The 24210-nt window shown below is 67.1% G+C and carries 22 protein-coding genes and 6 tRNA genes; 19 read left to right on the top strand and 9 right to left on the bottom strand.

What is annotated here, in order from left to right:
• Positions 1–47: 47 nt before the first annotated feature.
• Both PY310_RS07175 and PY310_RS07170 read right to left on the bottom strand, forming a co-directional pair.
• Positions 48–911, bottom strand: coding sequence for a cytochrome (locus PY310_RS07175; protein ID WP_275213658.1), 864 nt, complete (start codon positions 909–911; stop codon positions 48–50).
• Positions 912–1004: 93 nt separating this feature from the next.
• Positions 1005–1076, bottom strand: a tRNA-Val gene (locus tag PY310_RS07170).
• Between the two features lie 228 nt (positions 1077–1304).
• On the opposite strand from PY310_RS07170, the gene PY310_RS07165 reads away from it, so the two are divergent.
• From PY310_RS07165 to PY310_RS07140, 6 genes are all read left to right on the top strand, one after another.
• Positions 1305–1377, top strand: a tRNA-Gly gene (locus tag PY310_RS07165).
• A 46-nt stretch (positions 1378–1423) separates the two neighbouring features.
• Positions 1424–1494 (top strand) — tRNA-Cys (locus PY310_RS07160).
• A 40-nt stretch (positions 1495–1534) separates the two neighbouring features.
• Positions 1535–1609, top strand: a tRNA-Val gene (locus tag PY310_RS07155).
• 57 nt (positions 1610–1666) lie between these two features.
• Positions 1667–1739, top strand: a tRNA-Gly gene (locus PY310_RS07150).
• Positions 1740–1780: 41 nt separating this feature from the next.
• Positions 1781–1852 (top strand) — tRNA-Val (locus tag PY310_RS07145).
• 235 nt (positions 1853–2087) lie between these two features.
• Positions 2088–2351 (top strand): antitoxin, encoded by a 264-nt coding sequence (locus tag PY310_RS07140; protein WP_275213657.1) that lies wholly within the window; start codon positions 2088–2090, stop codon positions 2349–2351.
• A gap of 229 nt (positions 2352–2580) precedes the next feature.
• Here the strand turns inward: PY310_RS07140 and zapE are convergent, their stop codons facing one another.
• Complete coding sequence (gene zapE / locus PY310_RS07135; RefSeq protein WP_275213732.1) at positions 2581–3618, bottom strand: cell division protein ZapE; 1038 nt, start codon at positions 3616–3618, stop codon at positions 2581–2583.
• Positions 3619–3834: 216 nt separating this feature from the next.
• Here zapE and PY310_RS07130 point away from each other — a divergent pair, with 216 nt between their 5' ends.
• From PY310_RS07130 to ybaK, 3 genes are read left to right on the top strand one after another with little or no spacing between them, the layout of a single operon-like run.
• Entirely contained in the window at positions 3835–4746 is a 912-nt protein-coding gene (locus PY310_RS07130) for a sulfurtransferase (RefSeq protein ID WP_275213656.1), read from the top strand.
• Between the two features lie 10 nt (positions 4747–4756).
• A complete protein-coding gene (locus PY310_RS07125) occupies positions 4757–5221 on the top strand; it encodes a SufE family protein (RefSeq protein ID WP_275213655.1) in 465 nt (154 codons plus the stop codon).
• 13 nt (positions 5222–5234) lie between these two features.
• Positions 5235–5732 carry a Cys-tRNA(Pro) deacylase gene (gene ybaK / locus PY310_RS07120; RefSeq protein WP_275213654.1) on the top strand — a complete coding sequence of 166 codons (498 nt, stop codon included), beginning with the start codon at positions 5235–5237 and terminating at the stop codon, positions 5730–5732.
• Here the strand turns inward: ybaK and PY310_RS07115 are convergent.
• Positions 5729–7006, bottom strand: a complete 1278-nt coding sequence (locus tag PY310_RS07115; protein WP_275213652.1) for an alpha/beta hydrolase family protein — start codon at positions 7004–7006, stop codon at positions 5729–5731. The genes ybaK and PY310_RS07115 overlap by 4 nt on opposite strands.
• Before the next feature lie 96 nt (positions 7007–7102).
• Here PY310_RS07115 and PY310_RS07110 point away from each other — a divergent pair, with 96 nt between their 5' ends.
• The 9 genes from PY310_RS07110 to PY310_RS07070 all read left to right on the top strand — a co-directional run bounded on the left by PY310_RS07110 (position 7103) and on the right by PY310_RS07070 (position 17235).
• Complete coding sequence (locus PY310_RS07110) at positions 7103–7594, top strand: hypothetical protein (protein ID WP_275213651.1); 492 nt, start codon at positions 7103–7105, stop codon at positions 7592–7594.
• A 14-nt stretch (positions 7595–7608) separates the two neighbouring features.
• Positions 7609–8124 carry a peptide-methionine (R)-S-oxide reductase MsrB gene (gene msrB / locus PY310_RS07105; RefSeq protein WP_275213650.1) on the top strand — a complete coding sequence of 172 codons (516 nt, stop codon included), beginning with the start codon at positions 7609–7611 and terminating at the stop codon, positions 8122–8124.
• 153 nt (positions 8125–8277) lie between these two features.
• On the top strand, positions 8278–9645 hold the full coding sequence (locus PY310_RS07100) for a DUF6421 family protein (RefSeq protein ID WP_275213648.1): 1368 nt from the start codon (positions 8278–8280) through the stop codon (positions 9643–9645).
• The gene (locus tag PY310_RS07095) at positions 9642–10415 is read left to right on the top strand and encodes an SDR family oxidoreductase (RefSeq protein ID WP_275213647.1); all 774 of its coding nucleotides are present in this window, start codon (positions 9642–9644) and stop codon (positions 10413–10415) included. The genes PY310_RS07100 and PY310_RS07095 overlap by 4 nt, the downstream gene beginning before the upstream one ends.
• A 16-nt stretch (positions 10416–10431) precedes the next feature.
• Positions 10432–11547 (top strand): threonine aldolase family protein, encoded by a 1116-nt coding sequence (locus PY310_RS07090; protein WP_275213730.1) that lies wholly within the window; start codon positions 10432–10434, stop codon positions 11545–11547.
• A gap of 57 nt (positions 11548–11604) precedes the next feature.
• Complete coding sequence (locus tag PY310_RS07085) at positions 11605–12258, top strand: DUF3000 domain-containing protein (RefSeq protein WP_275213646.1); 654 nt, start codon at positions 11605–11607, stop codon at positions 12256–12258.
• A 44-nt stretch (positions 12259–12302) separates the two neighbouring features.
• Entirely contained in the window at positions 12303–13598 is a 1296-nt protein-coding gene (locus PY310_RS07080; RefSeq protein ID WP_275213645.1) for an HRDC domain-containing protein, read from the top strand.
• Between the two features lie 161 nt (positions 13599–13759).
• Positions 13760–15064, top strand: a complete 1305-nt coding sequence (locus PY310_RS07075; protein ID WP_275213644.1) for a thiolase family protein — start codon at positions 13760–13762, stop codon at positions 15062–15064.
• Positions 15061–17235: a 3-hydroxyacyl-CoA dehydrogenase NAD-binding domain-containing protein gene (locus PY310_RS07070; protein ID WP_275213643.1), complete on the top strand. Its 2175-nt coding sequence runs from the start codon at positions 15061–15063 to the stop codon at positions 17233–17235. The genes PY310_RS07075 and PY310_RS07070 overlap by 4 nt, the downstream gene beginning before the upstream one ends.
• Before the next feature lie 93 nt (positions 17236–17328).
• Here PY310_RS07070 and PY310_RS07065 read toward each other — a convergent pair whose 3' ends face one another.
• From PY310_RS07065 to PY310_RS07055, 3 genes are read right to left on the bottom strand one after another with little or no spacing between them, the layout of a single operon-like run.
• Positions 17329–18924 carry an ABC transporter ATP-binding protein gene (locus PY310_RS07065; RefSeq protein WP_275213642.1) on the bottom strand — a complete coding sequence of 532 codons (1596 nt, stop codon included), beginning with the start codon at positions 18922–18924 and terminating at the stop codon, positions 17329–17331.
• A 2-nt stretch (positions 18925–18926) separates the two neighbouring features.
• Positions 18927–19670: an energy-coupling factor transporter transmembrane component T gene (locus tag PY310_RS07060; RefSeq protein WP_275213641.1), complete on the bottom strand. Its 744-nt coding sequence runs from the start codon at positions 19668–19670 to the stop codon at positions 18927–18929.
• Positions 19671–19680: 10 nt separating this feature from the next.
• Positions 19681–20535 (bottom strand): ECF transporter S component, encoded by an 855-nt coding sequence (locus PY310_RS07055; RefSeq protein ID WP_275213640.1) that lies wholly within the window; start codon positions 20533–20535, stop codon positions 19681–19683.
• Between the two features lie 207 nt (positions 20536–20742).
• On the opposite strand from PY310_RS07055, the gene PY310_RS07050 reads away from it, so the two are divergent.
• Positions 20743–22167, top strand: a complete 1425-nt coding sequence (locus PY310_RS07050; protein ID WP_275213639.1) for a mycothione reductase — start codon at positions 20743–20745, stop codon at positions 22165–22167.
• 25 nt (positions 22168–22192) lie between these two features.
• Here the strand turns inward: PY310_RS07050 and PY310_RS07045 are convergent, their stop codons facing one another.
• Together PY310_RS07045 and PY310_RS07040 are read right to left on the bottom strand one after the other, a co-directional pair.
• Complete coding sequence (locus tag PY310_RS07045; protein ID WP_275213638.1) at positions 22193–23218, bottom strand: nucleoside hydrolase; 1026 nt, start codon at positions 23216–23218, stop codon at positions 22193–22195.
• Between the two features lie 12 nt (positions 23219–23230).
• Positions 23231–24208, bottom strand: a complete 978-nt coding sequence (locus PY310_RS07040) for an aldo/keto reductase (protein WP_275213637.1) — start codon at positions 24206–24208, stop codon at positions 23231–23233.
• Positions 24209–24210 lie beyond the last annotated feature (2 nt).

Raw genomic sequence — 24210 nt, 5'->3', positions numbered from 1 at the left:
GCAGGGGCATCACTGCCGGGACGGGCGCTCTGCTGCAGCCAGTAGTACTAAGCGGTGCGTACGTGCTGCACGGACGGCGGCGGCGCGACGGGAAGCAGGGCCGTACCGGCAGCGAGTGTGTCAGCGGAGAGCTCCCAGACCCGGCGCAGGGCGCAGAACTTCCACCAGTGATGTTTGAGAACCTCCGGATTCGCACGGACCGGGCGGACCTCGGTCTCCCCGATGGCGACGGCGAGCAGCAGGGGGTTTTCGCCGTACTTCCATGCCTCCCATTCGCCGGCAACCGGATCCACCAGGCTTTCCTCGGCCTTCATCCCGGCTACAAGCTGCATCACAACCTTGTCATCCAGAGGCTTGACGGTGCCGTCCCGCGTGGTGCCCTTGGTCTTATAGTCGATGAGGCAGATCCGGCCGTTGATGCGGGCCACAAGGTCCAGCGTGCCGGCGTAGCCCACGGACTTGTTCCACACGGTAATTTCGGGGGCTATGGGTTCGACGTCGTAGAGCTCCCACCATTCGTCGAACCGCAACGCAAAGGCCTCCTCGCCGTTGGCTGCAAGAGCCTCGCGGGTTTCCTTCATGGCATGCGGCCGGCCCAGGGCGCGGAGCGCCACCTGTTCGCAGTAGTTATGGACCCGGTCACCGCGTTTTGCGGCGTCATCACGATACGTCTCGGCCGCCTTTGACGCCCGGTTGACAGCCTGCCGGATCTTGGCCGGACTGCCCAGGCAGTCTGCGAGCAAGGGATCCTTGGCCAGGCTGCTGGCTCCCATATACCCGAACCAGCCGTCCAGCCCGTGCGGCTGCTGGCCGATCACGGTGGTGATGGACGGAACAGAGAACTGCTCGGAGGTGGACCGTGCGTACATGCGGCCGTATTCCGTGGCGTGGGCAAGGAGTGGATCAGTCATACAACGACTCTTTCACAGGGGGCTGACAAAAAGGGGGGACACAAAAAAGGTCCGTTTCCGCTCGGCTTGAGCGGAAACGGACCTGATCCTCGGTGGGCGATACTGGGTTCGAACCAGTGACCTCTTCGGTGTGAACGAAGCGCGCTACCACTGCGCCAATCGCCCCGATGCCTTTGAATGCTAGCGGACCGGACCGGGTTTATGGAAATCGAGATTACGACCGCCACGAATTACATGCTTGTAATACGAAAAAACCCCTAGATTGCAGGGATCCCCGGCCGTCGTCGACTTTTCCGGACGTCCGATTTGTAGATTCCCTGAACCTCCTATAGAGTTCTTACTCGTTGGAACGCGAGGAAATGCCCGAAACGGCACGGAATCAACGGTCAACATGCGGACGTAGCTCAGCTGGTAGAGCACCACCTTGCCAAGGTGGATGTCGCGAGTTCGAATCTCGTCGTCCGCTCGCAGGACACTGTCACGGCAAGGAACTTCGGATTCTTCGCTTACACGGTGGGTTGGCCGAGAGGCGAGGCAGCGGCCTGCAAAGCCGTTTACACGGGTTCGAATCCCGTACCCACCTCGGTGAAAACCATGGCTTTCGGTTCATTCCGGATGGCAATGGGCGATTGGCGCAGCGGTAGCGCGCTTCCCTGACACGGAAGAGGTCACTGGTTCGATCCCAGTATCGCCCACCAGGCAAGGAAACTTGCTTCATGTAGTTGGTCTGGCCCTTGCCAGGACTTGCTTCATATGCGGACGTAGCTCAGCTGGTAGAGCACCACCTTGCCAAGGTGGATGTCGCGAGTTCGAATCTCGTCGTCCGCTCTCTTCTCCCAGCAACACCACCAGGCCGGCTCTCCGGTTCCGGGCGATTGGCGCAGCGGTAGCGCGCTTCCCTGACACGGAAGAGGTCACTGGTTCGATCCCAGTATCGCCCACAGCAGCAGCTCCCCGTGAGCTGCTTTTTTTTGCCCATTTTCTGGCGGCTGCGCACTCAGGGACGGCCCACGGGCGGTTGCCGGCGCTCCCACTCTGCAGCGGCACCCACGGGCGGCGTGACATCCGCTGCCAGCGAACGCCGGGCACGCCCTGTTTCCTTGGCACGCCGGGGGCGACAGGGCTAGGATCGGTTGCGGAGGAGCGACCTGGCTCCGCGATTGAAGGGAGGTGCTCGTGGGACTAATTGACGATCTTAAGGGCAAGGCTCAGGGTCTTATCCATGGCAACGAGCAGGCCATCAAGGACGGCATCACCAAGGCCGGGGATTTTGTTGACACCAAGACCGGCGGCAAGTACGCCGGGCACGTGGACAAGCTCCAGGATGGCGCTTCCAGGCTCGTTGATAAAAACGGAACACCGGGCGAGACCCCTGCCAACGAGCAGGTACCGCCGGTCAACCCCGCTCCGCCGGTTCCGCCGGTTGACCGGGCTCCGTAACTAAGGATTTGACCGGGGCGTTGCCCTGGTACGTCAAGGAGGTGCGGGTCCCGCCGGGAGGCGGCACCCGCACCTTTGGCGTTTAAGCGGGGCGGGTGCGCAAACCAACCCATCGCGGCCCCCGGCTTTTCCCCCTGAGGTGGTCCGTTCCCCGGGGAACGCCGCGGGGAATGGACCATTCAGCGGGGAAATGCAGCTTCAGCCCGGCCGGAACGCAGCCGGACCGCGCTTAGGACGGCTCGTGGTTTTGGCCCTCGCGGGCCAGGGCCGTCAGGCGCGACACAGCACGGTAGTACTTCTTGGTGTAGCCGCCGTGCATCATCTCTTCCGTGAACAGCTTGTCGAACGGGACCCCGCTGGCCAGGATGGGCACATCCTTGTCATAGAGGCGGTCCGCCAGCACCACAAAGCGCAGGGCCACCGCCTGTTCGGTGATGGTTTCCACGTTCCGCCACACCACGCCGTCGATACCGTCGATGAGCTGCCGGTACCGGCTCGGGTGCACGCCGGCCAGATGCCCGATCAGGGAACTGAATTCGTCCTGGGCCACCGTCTTACCGTCAAACTCCGCCTTCATCTGGGCAGAGAGCTGGCTGTTCTTCAGCGGGGCCGGGGCAGCGGGCAGGCCGCGGTGGCGGAAATCCTCGCCGTCGATCCTGATGACGTCGAACTGGTCCGCGAGGACCTGGATCTCACGGGCGAAGTCGACGGCGGCAAAGCGGCCGTCGCCCAGGGAACCCGGCAGCGTGTTGGACGTCGCCGCGAGCTTCACGCCGGCGTCGGCCAGTTCACGCATCAGCCGGGACATCAGCACCGTGTCACCCGGATCATCGAGCTCAAATTCGTCGATGCACACCAGCTTGTAGTGGCTCAGGGCCTCCACGGTCTTCCGGAAGGACAGGGCCCCCACCAGGTTGGTGTACTCCACAAAGGTGCCAAACGCTTTGGGGCCCGGGGCGGCATGCCACAGTGAAGCCAGCAGGTGGGTTTTGCCCACGCCGAATCCACCGTCCAGATAGATCCCTGCCCTGGTCTCGGCCTTCTTCGCGAACAGCTTCCTGAACAGCCCGGCGCCGTCACCGGCACCAACGCCGCCGGCGAATCCTTCCAGGGCCTTGACCGCTGCCGACTGGGACGGCTGGTTGGGGTCCGGCCGGTAACTGGCAAACGAGACCTGCCCGAACCGTGGGGAAGGGTAAAAGCCCTTGAGGAGCTCATCCACCGATACCGCCGGGGTGCGTGCGGCAAGCTGTTCGATCTGTACCAAGGTGGTCCGTTCTGCTGGTGTATTGTCCCCAGCAAGAATACCGGCAACGTACCGGCCCTCCCCCGCCAAGCCGCTGTTCATGGCTATCCCGTGACGAAGGCCACATTTCCCCCGTTAACGGCGGGGCGGACATGCTGGTCAGCCATGGCTAGGCTGGAGGTAGGTTTCCAACTCGGGCGGCAGGTCCGCCGCACCCTGAAGTGAAAGGCCATCACCATGCCCTATGCCGTTGAACAAAACGAGAAGTTTGCCGCCTATTCCAACCCTGAGCGCCTGGTGTCAACTGACTGGCTGGCCGCCGCCCTCGAATCGGGTGCGGTAGCGGAAGGAAAGCTGGTTGTGGTGGAGTCCGATGAAGACGTGCTCCTTTATGAGACCGGCCACATTCCCGGCGCCGTCAAGATTGACTGGCACACGGACCTCAACGATGAAGTGACCCGCGATTACGTGGACGGCGAGGCATTCGCCGCCCTGGCCGGCTCGAAAGGGATCTCCCGCGACACCACCGTGGTGATCTACGGGGACAAGTCGAACTGGTGGGCTGCCTACGCCCTCTGGGTCTTCACCCTCTTCGGCCACGAGGATGTCCGCCTGCTGGACGGCGGCCGGGACAAGTGGATTGCCGAAGGCCGGGAACTGACCACCGAGCGGCCCAGCCCCGCCCCGGCCGAGTACCCCGTGGTGGAGCGGAATGACGCCCCCATCCGTGCCTTCAAGGAGGACGTCATGGCGCACTTCGGCAAGCCGCTCATCGATGTCCGCTCCACGGAGGAGTACACCGGCCAGCGCACGCACATGCCGGCTTACCCGGAGGAGGGCACGCTTCGCGGTGGCCACATTCCCACGGCGGCGTCCATCCCCTGGGCCCGGGCCGCCGCTGCGGACGGCACCTACCGCAGCCGCGACGAACTCGAGGCGCTGTACCTGGGTGAGGCCGGCCTGGTGGCTGGCGACGATGTGGTGGCGTACTGCCGCATCGGCGAACGGTCCAGCCACACCTGGTTTGCGCTCAAATACCTGCTCGGCTTTGACACCGTCCGCAATTATGACGGTTCCTGGACAGAGTGGGGCAACGCCGTGCGCGCTCCGATCGTCAAGGGCGCTGAACGCGGGGCAGTCCCGGCGTAAGCTGAAACAGATGACTACACAAGAACTGCCCGCCGCCTTGGCGGAAATCGTGAACGACTTCCGGGCCCTGACGGAGCCCGACCGGCTTCAATTGCTGCTTGAGTTCTCGCGCGAGCTGCCGGAGTTGCCGGACCGGTTGAAGGACCACCCTGAACTCCTGGAGCAGGTGGTGGAATGCCAGTCGCCGCTGTTCCTCACCATCGAGACGGAAAAGAACGACGCCGGCCCGGCCGCTGCGGTCCGGCTTTACTTCAAAGCACCACCGGAAGCCCCCACCACGCGGGGGTTCGCCGGGGTGCTGCACGAGGGACTTGATGGACTCAGCGCTGCGGAAATACTGGCGGTCCCGGATGACATGCCGGAACTGCTGGGCCTTACGCGCGCCATTACGCCGCTGCGGATGCGGGGTATGACCGCCATGCTGGGACGGATCAAGCGCAAAGTGGCCGCCCTCGAGCAGCCCGAGGCTTCCTGACAGAACCGGCACCGTGGGACGCAAGAGTCCGTCGCAGGGAACGCCCGCAACAGCCGTCCTGGCTGCTGCCGGCGTTCCCTTTGTGCTGCACCCATACACGCACGATCCGTCGGTGGCCAGCTATGGCGAGGAAGCGACCGAAGCTTTGGGCATCGCTCCGGAGATGGTCTTCAAGACCCTCATGGTCGAAGTGGAAGGCCGGCTGGCCGTGGGAGTGGTGCCGGTCAGCGGTAGCCTTGACCTCAAAGCCTTCGCAGCGGCGCTGGGAGCCAAAAAGGCCGCCATGGCTGATCCTGCCGCAGCACAGCGGCGCACCGGCTACGTTCTGGGCGGCATCTCCCCGCTCGGCCAGCGCCAGGCCTCCCCCACCGTGATCGACGGGAGCGCCCTCGCGCTCCGGACCATGCTGGTTTCCGGCGGCAGGCGCGGACTGGATATCGAACTGGCCCCGGCGGACCTCATCCGGCTGACCTCTGCGGTGACCGCCGGTATCGGTACGGGAACGCCCTAAGGTTCCTCCGCCCTGCGCTGCCCGGGATTGGTCCGCGGCGCCAGCTGGGTGCGGAGCCACGCCTTGACCACGCTTTCCCAGCGCTCGGGATCAGCGTTCCATTCCTTCGTGTGCCTGGCACGGCTGAAGGCTTCGAACGTGACCATGTCCGGATTCCGCTCAGCCAGGATGGCGGAGGGCTCGTAGGGAACATACTCGTCGTCGATGCTGTGGATGACCAGCGTGGGCGTGCGGACCTCGACGGCACGCGCCACCCAGTCCATGGCCTTGAGGTCGACGGGCGCCGAAAGGCCGGTGAGCCGGCGCCCCAGCGGGTGGCCCAGCATGAGCTGCCCGTACCGCCCCACCAGGGACGGAATCCTGTTCAGCTGGGCGTGGTGTGCCAGGACGTTGACCCAGTTGATGACCGGCGCATCGAGGACCAGGGCCCGGATGAGGTGACGGTGGCGGGACAGGTCCGCCGTCTGCAGGCAGATGGCGCCGCCCATGGACCAGCCGAAAAGGACAAGCTCTTGGGCGCCGTTGGCCAGGGCATACCCGATGGCCGCGTCCACGTCCCTCCACTCGGTGGACCCAAGGCCGTACCGGCCGTCGTCAGCTGAGGGAGCCAGTCCGTCGTTCCGGTAGGAGATCAGCAGGCTGGTCAGCCCCAGTTCCAGTGCAGGGGGTACGGCGCGCAGGGCCTCCTGGCGGGTTGCTCCCCGGCCGTGAACCATGATGGCCCAGATCCTGCCGCCACCCTCGGCCCGGACCAGCCAGGCTGGCGCCTGCCCGCCGTCGACGTCGATCAGCACGTCCTCGGCCCCGATCCCCGCTGCGGCCGGATCCGGATAGTGCGCGCCGCTCCACCACCCGCGGCGGGCGGCGTCGAAGTCGCCGGCATAAACGGCTTCCACTTCGCGCAGGACGGTGCCGTCAGCCGGCGAGTAGGAAACGATCCGACCAATGCGGGCGTGTCCCTTGCCGCCGTCGAAAAAGAAGCCGTACACACCCTCCACGGTGGTCTCGGGCGTGGCGGCGAAAATGGCCTGCATCACGTCCCCGTCCCGGAGGACCGCCAGGACTTCCTGGTCGGCCGCCCGCTGCTTGACCGGAGTGATGACCCGCCGGGCAAAATACAGGGCGAGAGCGGAAGAGCCGGTCGCAAGCAGTCCCGCGAGGGCCCCGCCGCCGATGGCGCCACCGAGGGTCCACTTGGCGCGGAGCGACATGCGCCCGTCAGCCGGAGCGGAAGGGATCGCCGTCAACGTTGGAGTTCGCGTGGAAGGTGCCATGGAACCATTCTTACCGCCGCGGACGGGTTGGCCCTATTTCGACGCCTGTGGCGCGGGTCCTGTGCAGTCACCAGCGCGCCCGGCTAGGCTGATGCCATGAGCGATCCAATCGTCATTCTGACCGAAGAACCCCTGGGTGCAGATGACCGCGTCAACATTCAACGGCTGGTGGACGGTTCGGACACGCCGCTTGTCCTGCTGGTCCCGGCCAACACCGAGCGTCACCTCCTGGTGGATTTCCTCGAAAATCTGTCCCTGCTCGATGTCGCCAAAGCTTTCCGAGACCTGACTGCGCACGCCCCTGACCCGGGTGCTGAACGGGCCGAGGCGGCAGAGACACTGGCGGTCTCGCTGGCAGCATTGGACGGGTTGGGCGGCGGAGTCAGCGGCGAGGTGGTGGACGGCGGCGCCGTCAACGGCCTGGTGACCAAGGTAAAGGAACTCGGTGCGTCACAGGCGGTGGTGATCACCCGGCCGCACGCCGTGGCGGACACCTTCCACACGGACTGGGCCAACAAGGCCCAGGATCAGCTGGGACTCCCCGTGCTCCACCTGTACGCCGGTTCGGGATTTATCGGCGACTCCTGAGCGTTGAGGACACTATGAGTATTTTTGGAAAAAGCGTTTTCGGAAACAAAGCCACCGATTCCATCCCCGCGCCGGCCGCGGGCGACGGAGCCGCAGCGCCGGAAGCGGCGGTCCGGAAGTCCGACGACGAGTGGCGGCAGGAGCTGACCCCGGAGGAGTACCACGTGCTCCGGCAGGCCGGCACCGAGCGCCCGTACACCGGCGAGTACGTGGACACCCACACGGAGGGCGTCTACCAGTGCCGCGCGTGCGGGGCCGAACTGTTCAGGAGCAACGAGAAGTTCGACTCCCACTGTGGATGGCCCTCTTTCTGGGCCCCCCTGGCGGACGGTACGGTGCGGTATATCCATGACCGCACCCTCGGCATGGAGCGGGTTGAGGTGCGGTGCTCGAACTGCGACTCCCACTTGGGCCATGTCTTTGCCGGCGAAGGCTACGGCACTCCCACCGACCAGCGGTACTGCATCAATTCGGTATCCCTGAGGCTGGTTCCACGGGACGCCGGGGAGTCCGAAGCGGCGCAGTCCTAAAGCACTTCAGGGGCCGGTCATGCCGCACCTGATGGCCGGAAAGCGCGGTGTCAGCATAATACTTTCTTATGCTCAGGTCGTTTTTGAATTAGATGGTCTGATTGCTTGCTACGCTCGCCGTAGATGCCCAAGCAATGAGAAAGGCTGTCGTCAATGACTGTCACCATCACCGCTGGCCCCACCAGGATCAGCGCTGAAAACCCCGCCTGGCTCAGGCTCAGGACCGCCGCGGAACTGCTGCAGGGGCTTCAGAGCCAGGACGGATCGGTGCCTGACCCGGGCCACCACGCCGCTGCTGCCCGCGAGGTGGCTGCGATCACCGAAGCGATCAGCGAACTCGCGCCGCTCTTCGCGCACGACGCAGCCTACCTGGACGCCGTCGTCGACGACTTCGAGGCCTGGGCGGCGAGCGGTTTTGGCGTGCCGGACTTCCTGTCCTCACTGCTGGCTTTCCAGCCGCAGCTGCAGCGCCAGGACGGGCTGGAGCATCTTGTTGTCTTCCCCATGTACACCCAGAACGGAAGCAGCAGCAGGCTCGTGGAGGCCGTCCTGGTAGAGGTCATCTGGCCTGAGTTCGTGGCCGGGCTGGAGGCAGGCGACTACTCCAACAAGCTCTTTGTGCCCATCCGTTTCCTGGACTTCACCCGCGGCTACAACACCAACTCGGCAGTGCTCTTCCCGGAAACTGTTGCCGTCAGGGAAACGCCGACTTTCACCTGGGGCGCCATCTTCGCGGACCGCGAGGCTGCCCGCTTCCGCCGCGTGGTGCGCGCGGCAGCGGACATCACCTCCCTGGATCTTCCCGGGGGTGCTGCCGACCTGCTGGCAGACCAGCAACTGGCCGAGGCCACGTTTGTGATGTGGGACCTGATCCACGACCGCACGCACATGCGCGGGGACCTGCCGTTCGACCCGTTCATGATCAAGCAGCGCATGCCCTACTTCCTGTATTCGCTGGAGGAACTGCGCTGCGACCTCACCGCGTTCCGGGAGTCCGTGCGGATTGAGCACGACGAGGACGCCCTCCCGGAGGCCCGCCGGCACGCCAAACTTGTGCAGTACGCCATCATCTTCGACCGGATCTTCCGCTTTGCGATCACCGGCAGCCGGGTGCGCAACTACGACGGCCTCGGCGGCCAGCTGCTCTTCGCGTGGCTGCACCAGCACCATGTCCTGCATTGGACCGACACCCGGCTCCGCATCGACTGGGACCAGGTGGCGGATGCGGTCATCGCGCTCGGGTCAGCCATCGACGACCTCTACTGGCGCTCCATCGACCGGCCCAAGACGGCGCACTGGCTGGCAGCCTATGATTTGATTTCCGGCACGGTCACGCCCAACCCGGCATCAGTCTGGGCTAAGGGCGCGGACGCCCTTCCGGTGTCCGGGCCGCCCCGCGGCCTGACCGACCAGGTGCTGGACGACGAATTCCCGCTGTCCATGTTCTACGAGGCGTTGGAGAAAAAAATGCGCCCGGTCATCGAATCCACCGCAGGCATCACCGGAGCCTCCGCCCTGTGAGCGATCCGAGCCAGCTGCAGGTCCTGGTCACCGGCGGCAGCGGACCCTCCGGGGTGGCCGTCGCCAGGGCCCTCCGGCAGGCCGGTTTCCGGGTCCTGACGGTGGGTTCGGACCAGGCGCGGATCGAAGCCGCAGCCGCGCAGGCGGGCGACGGCGTCATGCCCCTGGTGTGCGACCTTGCCGACCTGTCCGGTGTCCGCGCCCTCCGGGAGACACTGGCGGAAACCACCGGGCCGCCGGACGCCGTGATCCACCTGGTGGGAGGCTGGCGGGGCGCCAAAGGCATTCCGGACCAGAGCGACGCCGATTGGGACTTCCTTGAGCAGGGCGCCATCACCACCCTCCGGAACGTTTCCCGCGTTTTCTACGACGACATTGCCGCCTCCGGCTGTGGAAGGTTCGCCATGGTCTCTTCCACCGCGGTGGAGAGTCCGACGGCGGCCGCGGCGAGCTATGTGGCGGCCAAAGCCGCAGCGGAAGCCTGGACCCTGGCCATGGCCGAAGGCCTGGCACGTTCAGCTGCCGGGGCAGGCACGGACCTGCGGAGCGCCGCCGTCGTGCTGGTGGTCAAGGCGCTGGTGCATCCGGAACTGCGGAAGGCGCACCCGGAACGGACCTTTCCCGGTGCCACCGACGTTGAAGACCTGGCGGCCGTCGTCGTCGGGCTGTTCAGCCGCCCGGCATCGGAGCTGAACGGACGCCGCGTGCGGCTCGCGCCCGGGCCTGCCCGCCCTGCACAGCCCGCCCTGGGCCCGACCTCCCTAGACTGAGAACGTGAGCAAAGCAATGACAACCACGGCACAGGCCGCACCCCGGACCGGCAACCCCGCTTCGCGGCTGCACGATCCCTCCATCCGCGGCTTTGCATCGGACAACTACTCCGGGGTCCACCCGGAAGTCCTGGCGGCGCTGGCGGCAGCCAACGAGGGCCACCAGGTGTCCTACGGCGAGGACGATTACACCGCCCGCCTGCAGGAACTGATGGAGGAGCACTTCGGAGCCGGCATCGAATGCTTCCCGGTCTTCAACGGCACCGGCGCGAACGTCCTGTCCCTCCAGTCACTTCTGCCGCGGTGGGGCGCGGTGGTGTGCGCGTCGACGGCCCACATCAACATGGATGAGAACGGCGCCCCGGAACGCATCGGCGGGATCAAGCTGCTTCAGGTCCCCACCCCGGACGGGAAATTGACTCCGGAACTGATCGACCGCGAGGCCTGGGGCTTCGGCGATGAGCACCGTGCGCAGCCGCTGGCGGTTTCCATCACCCAGACCACTGAACTGGGCACCTGCTACACCCCGGATGAGGTCCGCGCCATCGCCGAGCACGCCCAGTCCAAGGGCATGAAACTCCACATGGACGGGGCGCGGCTGGCGAATGCGGCCGCCCACCTGGGCGTGCCGCTGCGGGCATTCACGCGCGACGCCGGGGTGGACATTTTGTCCTTCGGCGGCACCAAGAACGGGCTGCTTTACGGCGAGGTGGTGGTGGCCCTGAACCCTGAAGCCGCCCACGGCCTGGTGTTCCTCCGCAAAATGAACATGCAGCTCGCCTCAAAAATGCGTTTCCTTTCGGCCCAGTTCATTGCGCTGCTGGAGGGCGATCTGTGGCTCCGTTCCGCCGCGCATGCCAACGCCATGGCAGCCCGGCTGAGGGCTGCGGTGGAGACGATCGAGGGCGTGGAGCCCACCCAAAAGACGGAATCCAACGGTGTGTTCGCGGTCCTGCCGGCCGGGGTGGCGGACCGGCTGCGGAAGTCGTTCCGGTTCTATGACTGGGATGAAGCCGCCCGCGAGGTCCGCTGGATGTGCTCCTTTGATACCAGCGAGGAGGACATCGACGCCTTCGTGGCGGCGATCCGCCACGAACTGACGGCCCACCATGAGCACGGGGCGGCCAGGTAGCATGACCCGCCGACGGCGAGCCTGCCCCCCGCGCCCGGTGCGGTTGCGTAATCTGCGATGGTGAACGCACTCGCCCAGGTTCCCCCGGAATTTCTCCACGCCTTGGGAACCCTCAGGAAGGCCCACTGCCGCAGTGAACTGCGCCTGGCGGAAATTCCCGCGCCGGCACGCCTGGCCCCGTTCGCCGTCGCCCTCGGCGCCGAGGTGATGGCACCGGGCCCCGGTAAAGCCACCACTCCGGTGCACGGCCCGGCGGCCATGGCCCTGGCCGCCGCTTCTGGCTCCGAGGACGAGGCCGACACCGAGCTGGCCACGGGCCGGTTCATCCTTCTGCACGACCCCGAGGGATCCGCGGTCTGGGACGGCGAATTCCGCATCGTCACGTACATCCGGGCGCAACTCGAGCCGGAAATGGGCAATGACGAAATGCTCGGCACCGTCGCCTGGACCTGGCTCGTTGAAGCGCTTGAGAACCACAAGGCCCCGTACCGGGCAGCCGGCGGGACCGCCACCCGCGTCCTGTCGGAGAGCTTCGGAACGTTGTCGGACCGGCCCGGCTCGATCGACATCGAACTGCGCGCTTCCTGGACCCCGGCGTCCTCAGATGTCACCGCGCACTTGGAGGCGTGGTCCGACATGGTGTGTACGTTCGCCGGCCTGCCCCCGCTGCCCGACGGCGTCTCCGCCCTGCCGAACCGCCGCCGGAACTAGGACCGGACAATGGCATGGGCCCGGATCGGTAAACTGAAAGCACCATGACCCCTCACATTCCGGATAACACCACAGCCGGCGCCCCGGCTGCTGAAACCACTTCCCACATCTCGGTGGAGGGCTTCGACAGTCAGGTCCCCGCCGTCATAGACCTCGATGCACCCCGCGACGGTGTGCCACTCGTCATTGAAACCCAGTCCGGGCTGGAGCGGTGCGCCGCAGCCATCGCCGCCGGAACCGGACCCGCAGGAGTGGACGCCGAGCGCGCCTCGGGATTCCGCTACGGGCAGCGCGCCTTCCTGGTCCAGATCCGCCGCGAAGGCGCCGGCACCTGGCTGATCGACCCCGAACCGTTCGATGACCTGGCCATCATCAATGACGCGCTCAAGGGCGTGGAGTGGATCCTCCATGCCGCCAGCCAGGACCTGCCCTGCCTGCTGGAGCTGGGCATGTGGCCGGACAAGCTGTTTGACACGGAACTGGCGGCCCGGCTCGCCGGGCTGCCGCGCGTCGGCCTGGCTGCGGTCATCGAGCAGTTGCTCGGGTTTGGCCTGGCCAAAGAGCACTCTGCCGCGGACTGGTCCACCCGCCCGCTGCCCGAACCATGGCTGCGCTATGCCGCACTGGACGTGGAGGTCCTCACAGAGCTGCGCGAGGAACTCATCGAGCTGCTCCAGGCCGACGACAAGCTCGAGTACGCCGAGCAGGAATTCGCTGCGATCCTCGCTGCCGGCGTTGCACCCCCCAGGATTGATCCCTGGCGGAAGACCTCAGGACTGCATCAGATCCGCGACCGCCGCCAGCTCGCGGCAGTCCGGGAGCTGTGGCTGGAGCGGGACTCGTTGGCACAGAAGCGTGACGTTGCGCCCGGCAGGCTGATTCCTGATTCCGCCCTGGTCTCGGCAGCGAAGGCCATGCCCTCCACGGTTCCCCAGCTCCTGGGCACCAAGGGTTTCCACGGGCGGGCTGCGCAGCGCGAGGCACCCCGGTGGCTTCGGTGCATCGCGGCCGCCAGGGAGCTGGAGGAACTGCCGCCGCTGCACCTGCCCACGAATGCCCCTCCCCCGCCGCGCGTCTGGGCGGACCGCGACCCCGAGGCGGCCAGGCGGTTGTCCACAGCCCGTCCGCTGCTCCAGGCGAAAGCCGACGAACTGAACCTGCCGCTGGAGAACCTGCTGACACCGGACTACCTGCGGCGCGTGGCGTGGCGTCCGCCGGCGGAACTCAGCGAAGAGGCCATAGCCGCCGAACTCAGCTCACTGGGTGCGCGCCCGTGGCAAATCGGTCTGGTCGCGCCGCTGATCACGGACGCTTTCCGCAACCCTCAGCCGGCTCCCTGAGAAGGAAACCAAAGCCGCGGCGCCAACGGACTAGAACGTCCCCCCAAGAGCCTTGCACACTATGTTACCGGTGAGTAACATAGTGTGCACTGCTGTCCGGCTACGTGCTGCAACCTCTTCGCACCCTCCGGACGGCGCCAAAGTCTCGATGAGGAGTAAACGTGAGCCAAGCCCGCCCTAGCGGAGAACACAGCAGCGGATCCCCGCGCACGGTCCGCGACGTCGTCTTTGTTGACGGCGTCCGCACCCCCTTCGGGAAGGCCGGCGACAAAGGCATTTACGCCGGAACCCGTGCCGATGACCTGATGGTGAAATGCATCCGCGAACTCCTGCGCCGCAACCCCACCCTGCCGCCGGCGCGGATCGACGAAGTGGCCGTAGCGGCCACCACCCAAACCGGTGACCAGGGCCTGACGCTGGGCCGCACGGCCGCCCTCCTCGCCGGGCTCCCCCGCACGGTGCCCGGTTTCGCCATCGACCGGATGTGCGCGGGGGCAATGACCGCAGTCACCACCACGGCCAGCGGCATTGGCTTCGGCGCGTACGACGTCGTGATTGCCGGCGGTGTGGAGCACATGGGCAACCACCCGATGGGTTCCGGCGCGGACCCGAACCCGCGCTTTATGGCCGAACGGCTGGTGGACCCGGCCGCCCTCAACATGGGCAATACAGCGGAAAACCTGCATGACCGGTTCCCGGAAATCACGAAGCAGCGCGCGGACGCTTACGCCGTTGCTTCCCAGGACAAGCTGGCGGCGGCGTATGCGCGCGAACAGATCCAACCGGATCTTGTGCCCGTTGCCGCACTCAAGCCGGGCCAGGGCTGGACGCTGAACACCGTTGATGAGCCGCCGCGCCCGGGCACCACCCTGGCGGACCTTGCCGCGCTGCGCACACCGTTCCGCGCGCACGGCCGCGTTACGGCCGGCAACGCAGCCGGCCTGAACGACGGCGCCACCGCCGCGGTCCTGGCCTCCTCCGAGGCCGCCGCGGAACTTGGCCTGCCCGTCAAAATGCGCCTGGTCAGCTACGCCTACGCGGGGGTCGAGCCGGAAGTCATGGGCGTCGGCCCCGTTCCGGCCACCGAAAAAGCACTGAAGAATGCCGGCCTCAGCATTGAAGACATCGGCCTTTTCGAGATCAATGAAGCGTTCGCCGTCCAGGTCCTGAGTTTCCTGGACCATTTCGGAATTTCCGACGACGACCCCCGGGTGAACCGCTACGGCGGCGCCATCGCCGTGGGCCATCCGCTTGCCTCCTCCGGCGTCCGGCTGATGAACCAGCTCGCACGGCAGTTCGAAGAAGACCCGTCCGTCCGGTACGGCATCACCACCATGTGCATCGGCCTGGGCATGGGTGCCACCGTGATCTGGGAAAACCCGCACCACGCCCGTTACAGCGGCGCGGCAGCATCAGAGGTCCACAACGCAAACGCCGCAGCAACCACCGAAGGAGCCGCCGTATGAGCGCCGCAGATTTCACCAAACTTGCCGGGATCTTTCCGAATGAGACGGTGACGCACTCCTACGTCCAGGACATCAAACTGCCGGGAGCACCGGGGCAGCCCGGCCCTGGGGTCTTTGCCCTGATCACCCTCGACAACGGCCTGGACCATTCCAAGCCCACCACCCTGGGCCCGAACACCCTGGTTGAGCTGGGCACCGTTTTGGAAGGGCTCAAGGAGCGTGCCGCCCGCGGCGAAATCGTGGGCGTCGGCGTCACCGGCAAGCCCTACTTCCTGGTGGCCGGCGCAGACCTGTCCGCCGTCAAGTCACTGGAGAACCGTGAGCACGGCCTCTGGATGGCCCAGCTCGGACACGACGTCTACGCCACGCTGGCCAACCTCGGCGTACCCAGCTTCGCGTTCATCAACGGCGTCGCCCTGGGCGGTGGCCTGGAGATCGCCCTGCAGTCCACCTACCGCACGGTCTCCACGGGCGCCGGCGCACTCGCGTTGCCTGAGGCCTTCCTTGGCCTGGTTCCCGGTTGGGGCGGCGTCTACATCCTGCCGCGCCTGATCGGTCCGGAGAACGCGGTCAAGGTCATGATCGAAAACCCGCTCAGCAACAACCGCACCCTGAGCGGGCCGCAGGCCTTCGAACTCGGCATCGCCGATGCCCTGTTCGAACCGGCGGATTTCCTGGAACAGTCCCTGCTCTGGGCTGCCAAGGTGATCACCGGTGAGCTGGCCCCCGGGCGGCCCAACGCCGTGGACCCGGCAGAGCCCGCCGTGGCAGACCGCTGGTCCGCGGCCGTTGGAGCCGGCCGTGCACTGGTGGAAGCCAAAACGTCCAACGCGTCCCCGGCGCCGGCCAAGGTGCTGGACATCCTTGAGGCGAACCGCACCATGAGCCAGGCCGAATCGGCGGCCCTCGAGTGTGAGACCCTCGCGGGCCTGATGCAGACGGATGAATTCCGCTCCACCGTCTACGCCTTCCTGGACCTGGTCCAGAAGAGGTCCAAGCGGCCCGCGGGCGCGCCCGACCGGAAGCTGGCACGGCCGGTCACCAAGGTCGGTGTGGTGGGCGCGGGGCTCATGGCGAGCCAGCTCGCCCTGTTGTTTGCCCGCCAGCTCAAGGTCCCGGTGGTGATGACGGACATCGACCAGGCCCGCGTGGACAAAGGCGTGGGCTATGTCCATGCCGAGGTGGACAAGCTGCTCGGCAAGAAGCGGATCAGCCCCGACGCAGCCAACCGAACGAAGGCCCTGGTGACCGGTTCGGTGTCCAAGGAGGCCTTCGCCGACGCCGATTTTGTCATCGAAGCCGTTTTCGAAGAGCTGAACGTCAAGAAGCAGGTCTTCGCCGAGGTGGAAGCCATCGTCACGCCGGAGTGCATCCTCGCCACCAACACCTCATCGCTCTCGGTCACCGCCATGGCTGAGGACCTCGCCCACCCCGAGCGGCTGGTCGGCTTCCACTTCTTCAACCCGGTGGCCGTCATGCCGCTGCTGGAAATCGTCCGCGCGCCCAAGACCGACGACGCTGTCCTGGCCACAGCGTTCGAGCTGGCCAAGGGCCTGAAAAAGACGGCCGTCCTGGTCAAGGACGCGCCCGCCTTTGTGGTCAACAGGGTCCTGCTGCGCCTTATGGGCGAGGTGGTGGCGGCCTTTGATGAAGGCACCCCGGCCGGCGTCGCGGACAACGCACTCCGCCCCATGGGCCTGCCCATGACGCCGTTCACGCTCGGCGCCATGGTGGGCCTGCCGGTGGCGCAGCACGTCCAGGAATCCCTGCACGCCGCGTTCGGCGAGCGTTTTGAGGTGTCCGCCAACCTGCAGAAACTGATCGACAACGGTGTGAAGTCGCTCTGGGCTCCCACCGCTGACGGCGGCCAGGAAATCCCCGCGTCCACGCTTTCACTGATGTCCTTCGGCACGTCCCCGTCCACCGGCGAGGACGTGCTGCACCGGGTCCAGGATGCCCTGGCGGAGGAAATCGGCCTGATGCTGGACGAAGGCGTGGTGGCCGGCCCCGAGGACATCGACCTGTGCATGATCCTGGGCGCCGGCTGGCCCATGTTCCTCGGTGGCATCACCCCTTACCTGGACCGCGTCGGCGCTTCCGAGCGGGTCAACGGCAAGCGCTTCCACGCCCCGGGTGTCACCTCCGCGGCGGCGGCGGTGAGCCGCGCTTAGCACCCGTACAGCCGGGAGGTGGCCAGATAGCGCTTCGAATATCGGAAAATTGCGCTATCTGGCCACCTCCGGACCCCATGAGGCAGCGACCGCTCATATCGAGTGCAGGCGGCCGGCCTCCAGGCGGACCAGCCGGTGCGCCATGGACCGGGCGTAGGCCAGGTCATGCGTCACCAGCACGACGGCGGCGCCCTCCGCAGCGGCATGCCTGACCGCCGTGTCCAGCATGGCCAGTCCCTGCCGGTCAAGGGCCACGGTGGGTTCGTCCAAAGCCACAAGGCGCGGCCGCCTGGCCAGGACCGTGGCCAGGGCCAACAGCCGTTGCCGGGAGGCGGGCAGCTCTGCGGGGTGCCGGCCTGCTGATTCGGTGAGCCCGACGGCGGCCAGTGCCCGCCGGATCGAGGCTGTGGCTGCTGCGCCGGCCGGCAGCCCAAAGCCGACTTCCCGTTCAACCGTCCGTTCAAACAGCTGATCGCGAGGGTTCTGGAAGAGCAGTCCGACGTCAGCGGCCACCCGCCCCGGGAGCAGCCCGGCAATGTCCCTGCCGTTGATCCGGACGCTGCCGGCCAGCGGCTGAAGGAGCCCGTTCAGGTGCCGCAGGAGCGTGGATTTTCCCGCCCCGTTCGGTCCGGTGACAGCCACGATCTCGCCGGGATCAACGGACAGGCTGACACCATCCAGGACGGCCGGGTGCGGCAGGCCTGCAGCGGGCCGCCGGGACCACCTCCGCGTGCGGGGGCCCGCATAGGCGAAGCTCATGTTGCGAAGCTCCAGGGCGGGCAGTCCTGCTGGTTCTCCCGTGGCGCCGGGTGGAAAGGGTTGGCCGGATTCGTCGGGTCGGCCGGGTTGGCCGGTACCAGCCTGCGCCGGCCGCGCCGAGGGTTGCGGCCGGCGGCATGCCATGCCGGAATCCGGCCAGATGACGCCGCTGGCGGCCAGCTCCGGGGAGGCGGCAAGCCGTGCCGGACTGCCCTCAAGGACAGACTCTCCGTTGTCCAGGAGGATGCAGTGCCCGGCATCGGGCAGCAGGGCATCGGCTTCCTGGCTTAACAGCACGACGGCGGTGCCGCCGGCCACGAGTGCCCGCACCAGCGATGTCAGGGCAGCTGAACCGTCGGCGTCCAGCGAGGCGAAAGGTTCATCGAGCACCAGCACGGCCGGCTCCGTGATGATGGCGCAGCCGATGGCCAGGCGCCGAAGCTCGCCCCCTGAGATGCGGGCCGGATCACGGTCCAGGAGATGCTCGAGCCCGGTCAGTTCCGCGACCTGCTGGACGGCGGCCTGCATCAGGTGCCGGTCCGTGCCCAGGTTTTCGAGGCCGAACGCCAATTCCTCGGCTACGGTGGCGCGGACGGTCGTCAACGCCGCCGCCGCGTCCTGCGGGACAAAGCCAATTCGGCGGCACCAGGCCGTCGGGTCGATCTGTGGGTCATCGGGCGCTCCCCGGAACTCCAAACGGGTGCCGGCCAGTTCCAGGAATCCCTCCAAGGCGCCGCCGCTGCCGGGCCGGAGCCAGCCGGCAAGGAGCCGGCCCAGCGTTGTCTTTCCGCTGCCCGAGCCGCCCAGGACAGCTGTCAGGGTTCCGGGGTGCAGGGACAGGTCGATGGAGCCCAGCACCGGCGCCGCATCACCGTGGTAGGTGAAGCGCCTGATGTGTGCGGCCAGCACCGGCGTCGGCGTTCCTCCCATCCCTACGCGGCCGCCGTCGGGAAGCCCAGCCGGGCGGCGATTGCCGCAACCGCGGCGACAAGCAACACCACCCGCACAAGGCGCTGGGCCGGGGGGTCCGGCACCTCGCGGTAACTCGACCGGGGGCCGGCGCCGCTGAAGCCGCGTGCTTCCAGCGCCTGGGCCCGCGTGGCCGCTTCCTCCACCAAGGCCAGGACCAGCGGCACAGCCTGCATCCGAAAGGCGATAACCCGGTGAACCCAGCCCCGGCGGATCACGAGGCCCCGCGATTCCTGCGCCTGCCGGATCCGCTCCACCCGCGCGCTGATGGCAGGCAACAGGGTGAGTGTCGAGGCAAGGACGTAGCCGAACCGCCCCCTGACACCACTCGACGACAAGGCCGCCACCAGGTCCGGCACACTAACACTGAACGAGAACAGCAGCAGGGCAAGCACGGCGGCGGAAAGCTGCGCCACGCGCTCCACGGCGAACTGCAGCCCCTCGGAGGTCAGCCGCGCCGGTCCCCACTGGGCGAGGATGGTGATGCCCTCAGGGAAAAACAGGCCGTGCAGCACCAGCAGGGACAATCCGAGCGGGACCAGGACGGCGGCCGCCGCGGGCAGCATCCGGCCGGCCTTCCCGCCCGCGATCGAGAGCACAACGGCGGCGGCACTAACGGCGACGGACAAGGGCAGGCAGGCTGCCGCCGTCGTGATGACGGCTGCGCTGCCGGCAGCGGTCAGCGACGTCAGGGGGTGGAGGCGCATCAGGGACGGGTCAGGAATCCTGGCCGTCGGCCTTGCCGGGCAGCGGCTCTGATACCGGCGGCACGTCCTGTCCCGCCAGCACACGGTGCCGCCGGACGAAGGGGAACTGCAGCCGGGTGCGGCGCGGCAGCGCATAGACCAGCAGCGCCACCAGGGTGAAGACGATGGCTTTGTCCATCGGATCAGAGATCAGGGCCTGCTTGGTGATGGCGGCCAGCAGGCTGTCCCCCATGGAGCGGAAAGCGCTGACGATGGCGCCGGTGGCCACCCCCGAGGTGCCGCCGAAAACGAAGGCCGCGACGGGAGCCGAGACCACGCCGCCGATGATGCCGGTCAGGAAGCCGGCCACGGGAACCAGGTAGAAACGGCGGAAGAGGCCGTAGCGCGCGGCCAGGCCGGCGAGGCAGCCGATCAGGGCCGCGCCGGCGGCGAAGGGCAGGACGGTGGGGTTGAAGAAGGACCAGACGATGCTGCTGAGCGCGCCGGTGGCAGCACCGGCGGCCGGACCGGCGAGGACGGCAATCAGCACGGTGCCGATGGCATCCAGGTAGAAGGGCACCAAGGTGCTGCCCACGAACTGGCCCATGACGATGTTCAGCACCAGGGCAACCGGAATCAGCACCAGCGTGGAGACGGGCAAAGTGGGCAGCACGGCGGCGATCAGCAGGACGGCCCCGGCCAGGAAACCGGAGAGCGCGATCAGTGCCGCGGCGCTGCCTGGCCCGCCGGTGATGTCAGCAGGCTGGTTGAGGACCAGGTAAACATATGTCCCCGCGATGGCCAGGGCTCCGAGGATTTCGAGCAGGCGGCGGTTCCGCGCGTCGGCCGGTGTCTGCGGCGGCAGGGTGAGGGAGGGCGATGACATGGCATTCCTTTTGGCGTAAAGGCTCGGCCACCCGGAAGGCCCGGGCGGGGCGGTATGCCGCCTATGTCACCTCGGCGGCAGCCGGGGGCGTCTGCGCCGGCCCGGGTCCGGGATCATTCTACCGGGAAGCAACCGGGCAGCAACCGGGCTCGCGATGGATAGTAGACTCCCAGACATCGCCGTCCTGACGTTTTGAAAGGCCGAACCATGCCGCACTACGATCTCGCCATCATCGGTTCCGGATCGGGAAACTCGCTCATCACCCCGTTCTGGGACGGCAAGCGGGTGGCCCTCATCGACGGCGGCACCTTCGGCGGTACCTGCATCAACGTCGGGTGCATTCCCACGAAAATGTTCGTCTACCCGGCTGCCCTGGCCGCCGTCCCCGCCGAAGCCGCGCGTCTTGGCGTGGAACTGACACTGGACAACGTGCACTGGAATGCCATCCGGGACCGGATCTTCGGCCGCATTGACGCCATCTCCGAGGGCGGCCGGCGCTACCGGGCCGACGAACTGGACAACGTGGACCTGTACCAGGAATACGTGCGCTTCACCGGACCCGCCTCCCTGCGGACGGACTCCGGCACCGGCATCACGGCCGACCAGGTGGTGGTGGCCGCGGGATCCCGCGCGGTGGTCCCGGACATTCCCGGCATGGATCTGCCCCAGGTGCATACCTCAGACACGGTGATGCGCATTGACGGACCGCCCCGGCACGTTGTGGTGGTGGGCGGCGGCTTCATCGCCGCCGAGTTCGCCGCGATCTTCCACGGGTTCGGGTCCGAGGTGGTCCAGGTGAACCGCTCCCAACGGCTCCTCCGCGGCAATGACGAGGAAATCTCCCGGCGGTTCGCCGAGGCTGCCGGCCGCCGCTGGAAGCTGGAGCTCGATTTTTCGCTTCACAGCGTGGAGGACAACGGGGACGGCCGTGTCACAGCAGTGTTCGGCGACGGCGGCGGTAAGCAGTTGCGCCTCGAAACGGACATTGTGCTCATGGCCACCGGACGGGTGCCGAACACGGACCGGCTGGACGTCGGCGCCGCCGGCTTTGACGTGAACGCTGACGGGACGCTGGCCGTGGACGGACAGCTGCGGGTCCTCTCGCAGGGCAAGCCGCTGGAGGGCGTCTACGCCCTCGGTGACATCGCCAACCGGTATCAGCTCAAGCACGTGGCCAATCGGGAAGCGCGCGTGGTGGCCCACAACCTCGAACACCCGGACCGGCTGCGGGGCATCGACTACAAGGGCGTTCCCGCTGCAGTGTTCAGCAATCCGCAGGTGGCCGCCGTCGGACTGACGGAGGAGCAGGCCCGGCGTGACGCCGCCGACGACTCAGAGATCGTGGTGGCCGTGCAGGAGTACGGGAGCACCGCGTACGGCTGGGCGATGGAGGACTCCGAGGGGATCGTCAAACTGATTGCGGAGAAGTCCACGGGTCGGCTGCTGGGAGCCCACATCATGGGCCACGAGGCGTCCACCCTGATCCAGCCGCTGGTCCAGGCGATCGCGCTGGACACGCCGGTGTCCTCCCTCGCCCGGGGGCCGTACTGGATCCACCCGGCCCTGACAGAGGTGGTGGAAAACGCGCTGCTGGCTCTGGACGTGGACGTTCCGGACAACGCGGCGCTGTAGGGTCCGGTTCCTGCACAGTGACGGTTCAGCGCAGCCGCGCTGCGAGGGCCCCGACAGACCGGATCAGTTCGCCGAATGCTTGCTCCGGTTTGTTGTCCGCCACGATCCGGGCGTTGGGCGGATGCTTCCAGAGGTTCCGATAATCGGCGACGGTTGTTCCCATCAGCAGGGCCGAGTCAGCCTCGACGTCCACGGTGGCCAGCCGGGTGGCGTAGTCGAGAGTCCCGGCCGCCACACCTGCGGCGAAGTAGTCGTGCACGTGCGCCACGTAGCCCTGCCCGTAGAGCCGGTGGAACTCAAAGTAGAAGCGCAGGGCGTCCGACAGGTGCCGTACGAGCGGGCTGTCCGCGGTGCTCCTGAGCCCTTCGGGCTGTTTGGGCAGAACCAGCTCCCGCTCCGCGCAGCCGGCCGCCTCCGCTAGCCGCATCACGTGTTCGGGCCTCAGCTCGATCCGTTCCGTGGTATCCAGGGAACAGACGATGGGCAGCCGGTTCACGGGCACGCCGCGGTAGGCCGCGTAGACTTCCTTGGCCGCCTGCGGATCAACGTGGGTGTTCCACTCGGCGGTGGGGGTGGTGTTCCCCTGGTGGTAGAAGCTGCCACCCATGATCACCACCCTGCCCAGCAGTTCGGGCAGCCGGGGTTCGCGCCGGATAGCCAGCGCGAAGTTCGTCAGCGGCGCCGTGATGAGGGCCGTCAGCTCGCCCGGGTTCGCCCGGGCCGCCTCCACCCACAGGTCTGCGGCATGCCGGGGTGACACCGTGCCGGAGGGCGGAGGCAGTTCGGCATAGCCAATACCCTGCGGACCGTGGGTTTCCGGCGTGGTCACCAACGGGACGGCCAGCGGGGCTTCGGCGCCGATGGCCACCTCCACCCCGGTGCGCCCGCACAGCTCCAGCATGGCAAGGGTGTTTCGGGCCACCTGGTGGGCGTCAACATTCCCCGGGGACGCTGTGACGGCCACAAACTCGACCTCGGGCAGGGAAGCCAGGTAGGCCAGCGCCAAGGCGTCATCTATCCCGGTGTCAACGTCCAGCAGGAGCCTGGTCATGTCCGCTCCCCCTTAGAAGAGCGCCACTTTGGGGACCTTGGGGAAGATCACGTCCAGTTCGTCCAGTTCGGCCGGAGTAGGAACCCAGGCCGCGGCTTCGGCGTTCTGGCGGATCTGCTCGGGCCTGGTGGCCCCGGCGATCACGCTGCCGACCGAAGGCTGTGCCGCCAGCCAGGAGAAGGCCACCTGGATCTCGGAGAGGCCGCGTTCCTTGGCGAAGGCGCTGAAGCGCTGCAGCTGGTCCCAGTCGGCGTCGTGCACCATGTGGGTTCGGGTGTGGCTGAGCCGGGACCCTGCGGGTGCCGTGTCCGGCGAGTACTTACCGGTGAGGAGCCCGTTGGCCAGCGGGAAGTACGGCAGGACGCCCAGGCCGTAGGCTTCGGCCGCCGGCGTGACTTCCAGCTCGGCGCGCCGGTCCAGGAGGTTGTAGTGGTTCTGGGTGGAGATGAACCGGGTGCTCCCGGCGGCGCGGGCTACAAATTCTGCCTCCGCGATCTGCCAGCCGGTACGGTTGGAATGCCCGATGTAGCGGACCTTGCCGCTGCTGACGAGGTCGTCCAGGGCGGACAGGGTTTCCTCGATGGGCGTCAGCGGGTCCGGGGTGTGGAACTGGTAGAGGTCGATCCAGTCGGTGCCCAGCCGGCGCAGCGACGCTTCGGCCGCGCGCACGATGTAGCGGCGCGAGCCCCTGGCGCCAAAGTCGGGTCCGTTGGCGCCGCGCATGTCCATCCCGAACTTGGTGGCCACCACCGCATCCCCGCGCCGGCCGGCCAGTGCCTTGCCCAGCATGGTTTCGCTGAGGCCGGGCTCCTTGCCGTAGTTGTCGGCGACGTCAAACAGTGTCACGCCGGCGTCGAGTGCCGCGTGCACGACGGCGTCAGTCCCCGCCTGCGTCTCGGTCACCGTGTTGGCGCGGCCAAGGTTGTTGCAGCCGAGTCCCACCACGGAGACGGACAGCCCGGACTTGCCCAGCCGACGGTATTCAGTCATGG

Source organism: Pseudarthrobacter naphthalenicus (assembly GCF_029076445.1).
GTDB lineage: Bacteria > Actinomycetota > Actinomycetes > Actinomycetales > Micrococcaceae > Arthrobacter > Arthrobacter naphthalenicus.
The sequence above is the reverse complement of the archived record's forward strand: the minus strand, read 5'-3'. Positions and strand labels throughout refer to the sequence as shown.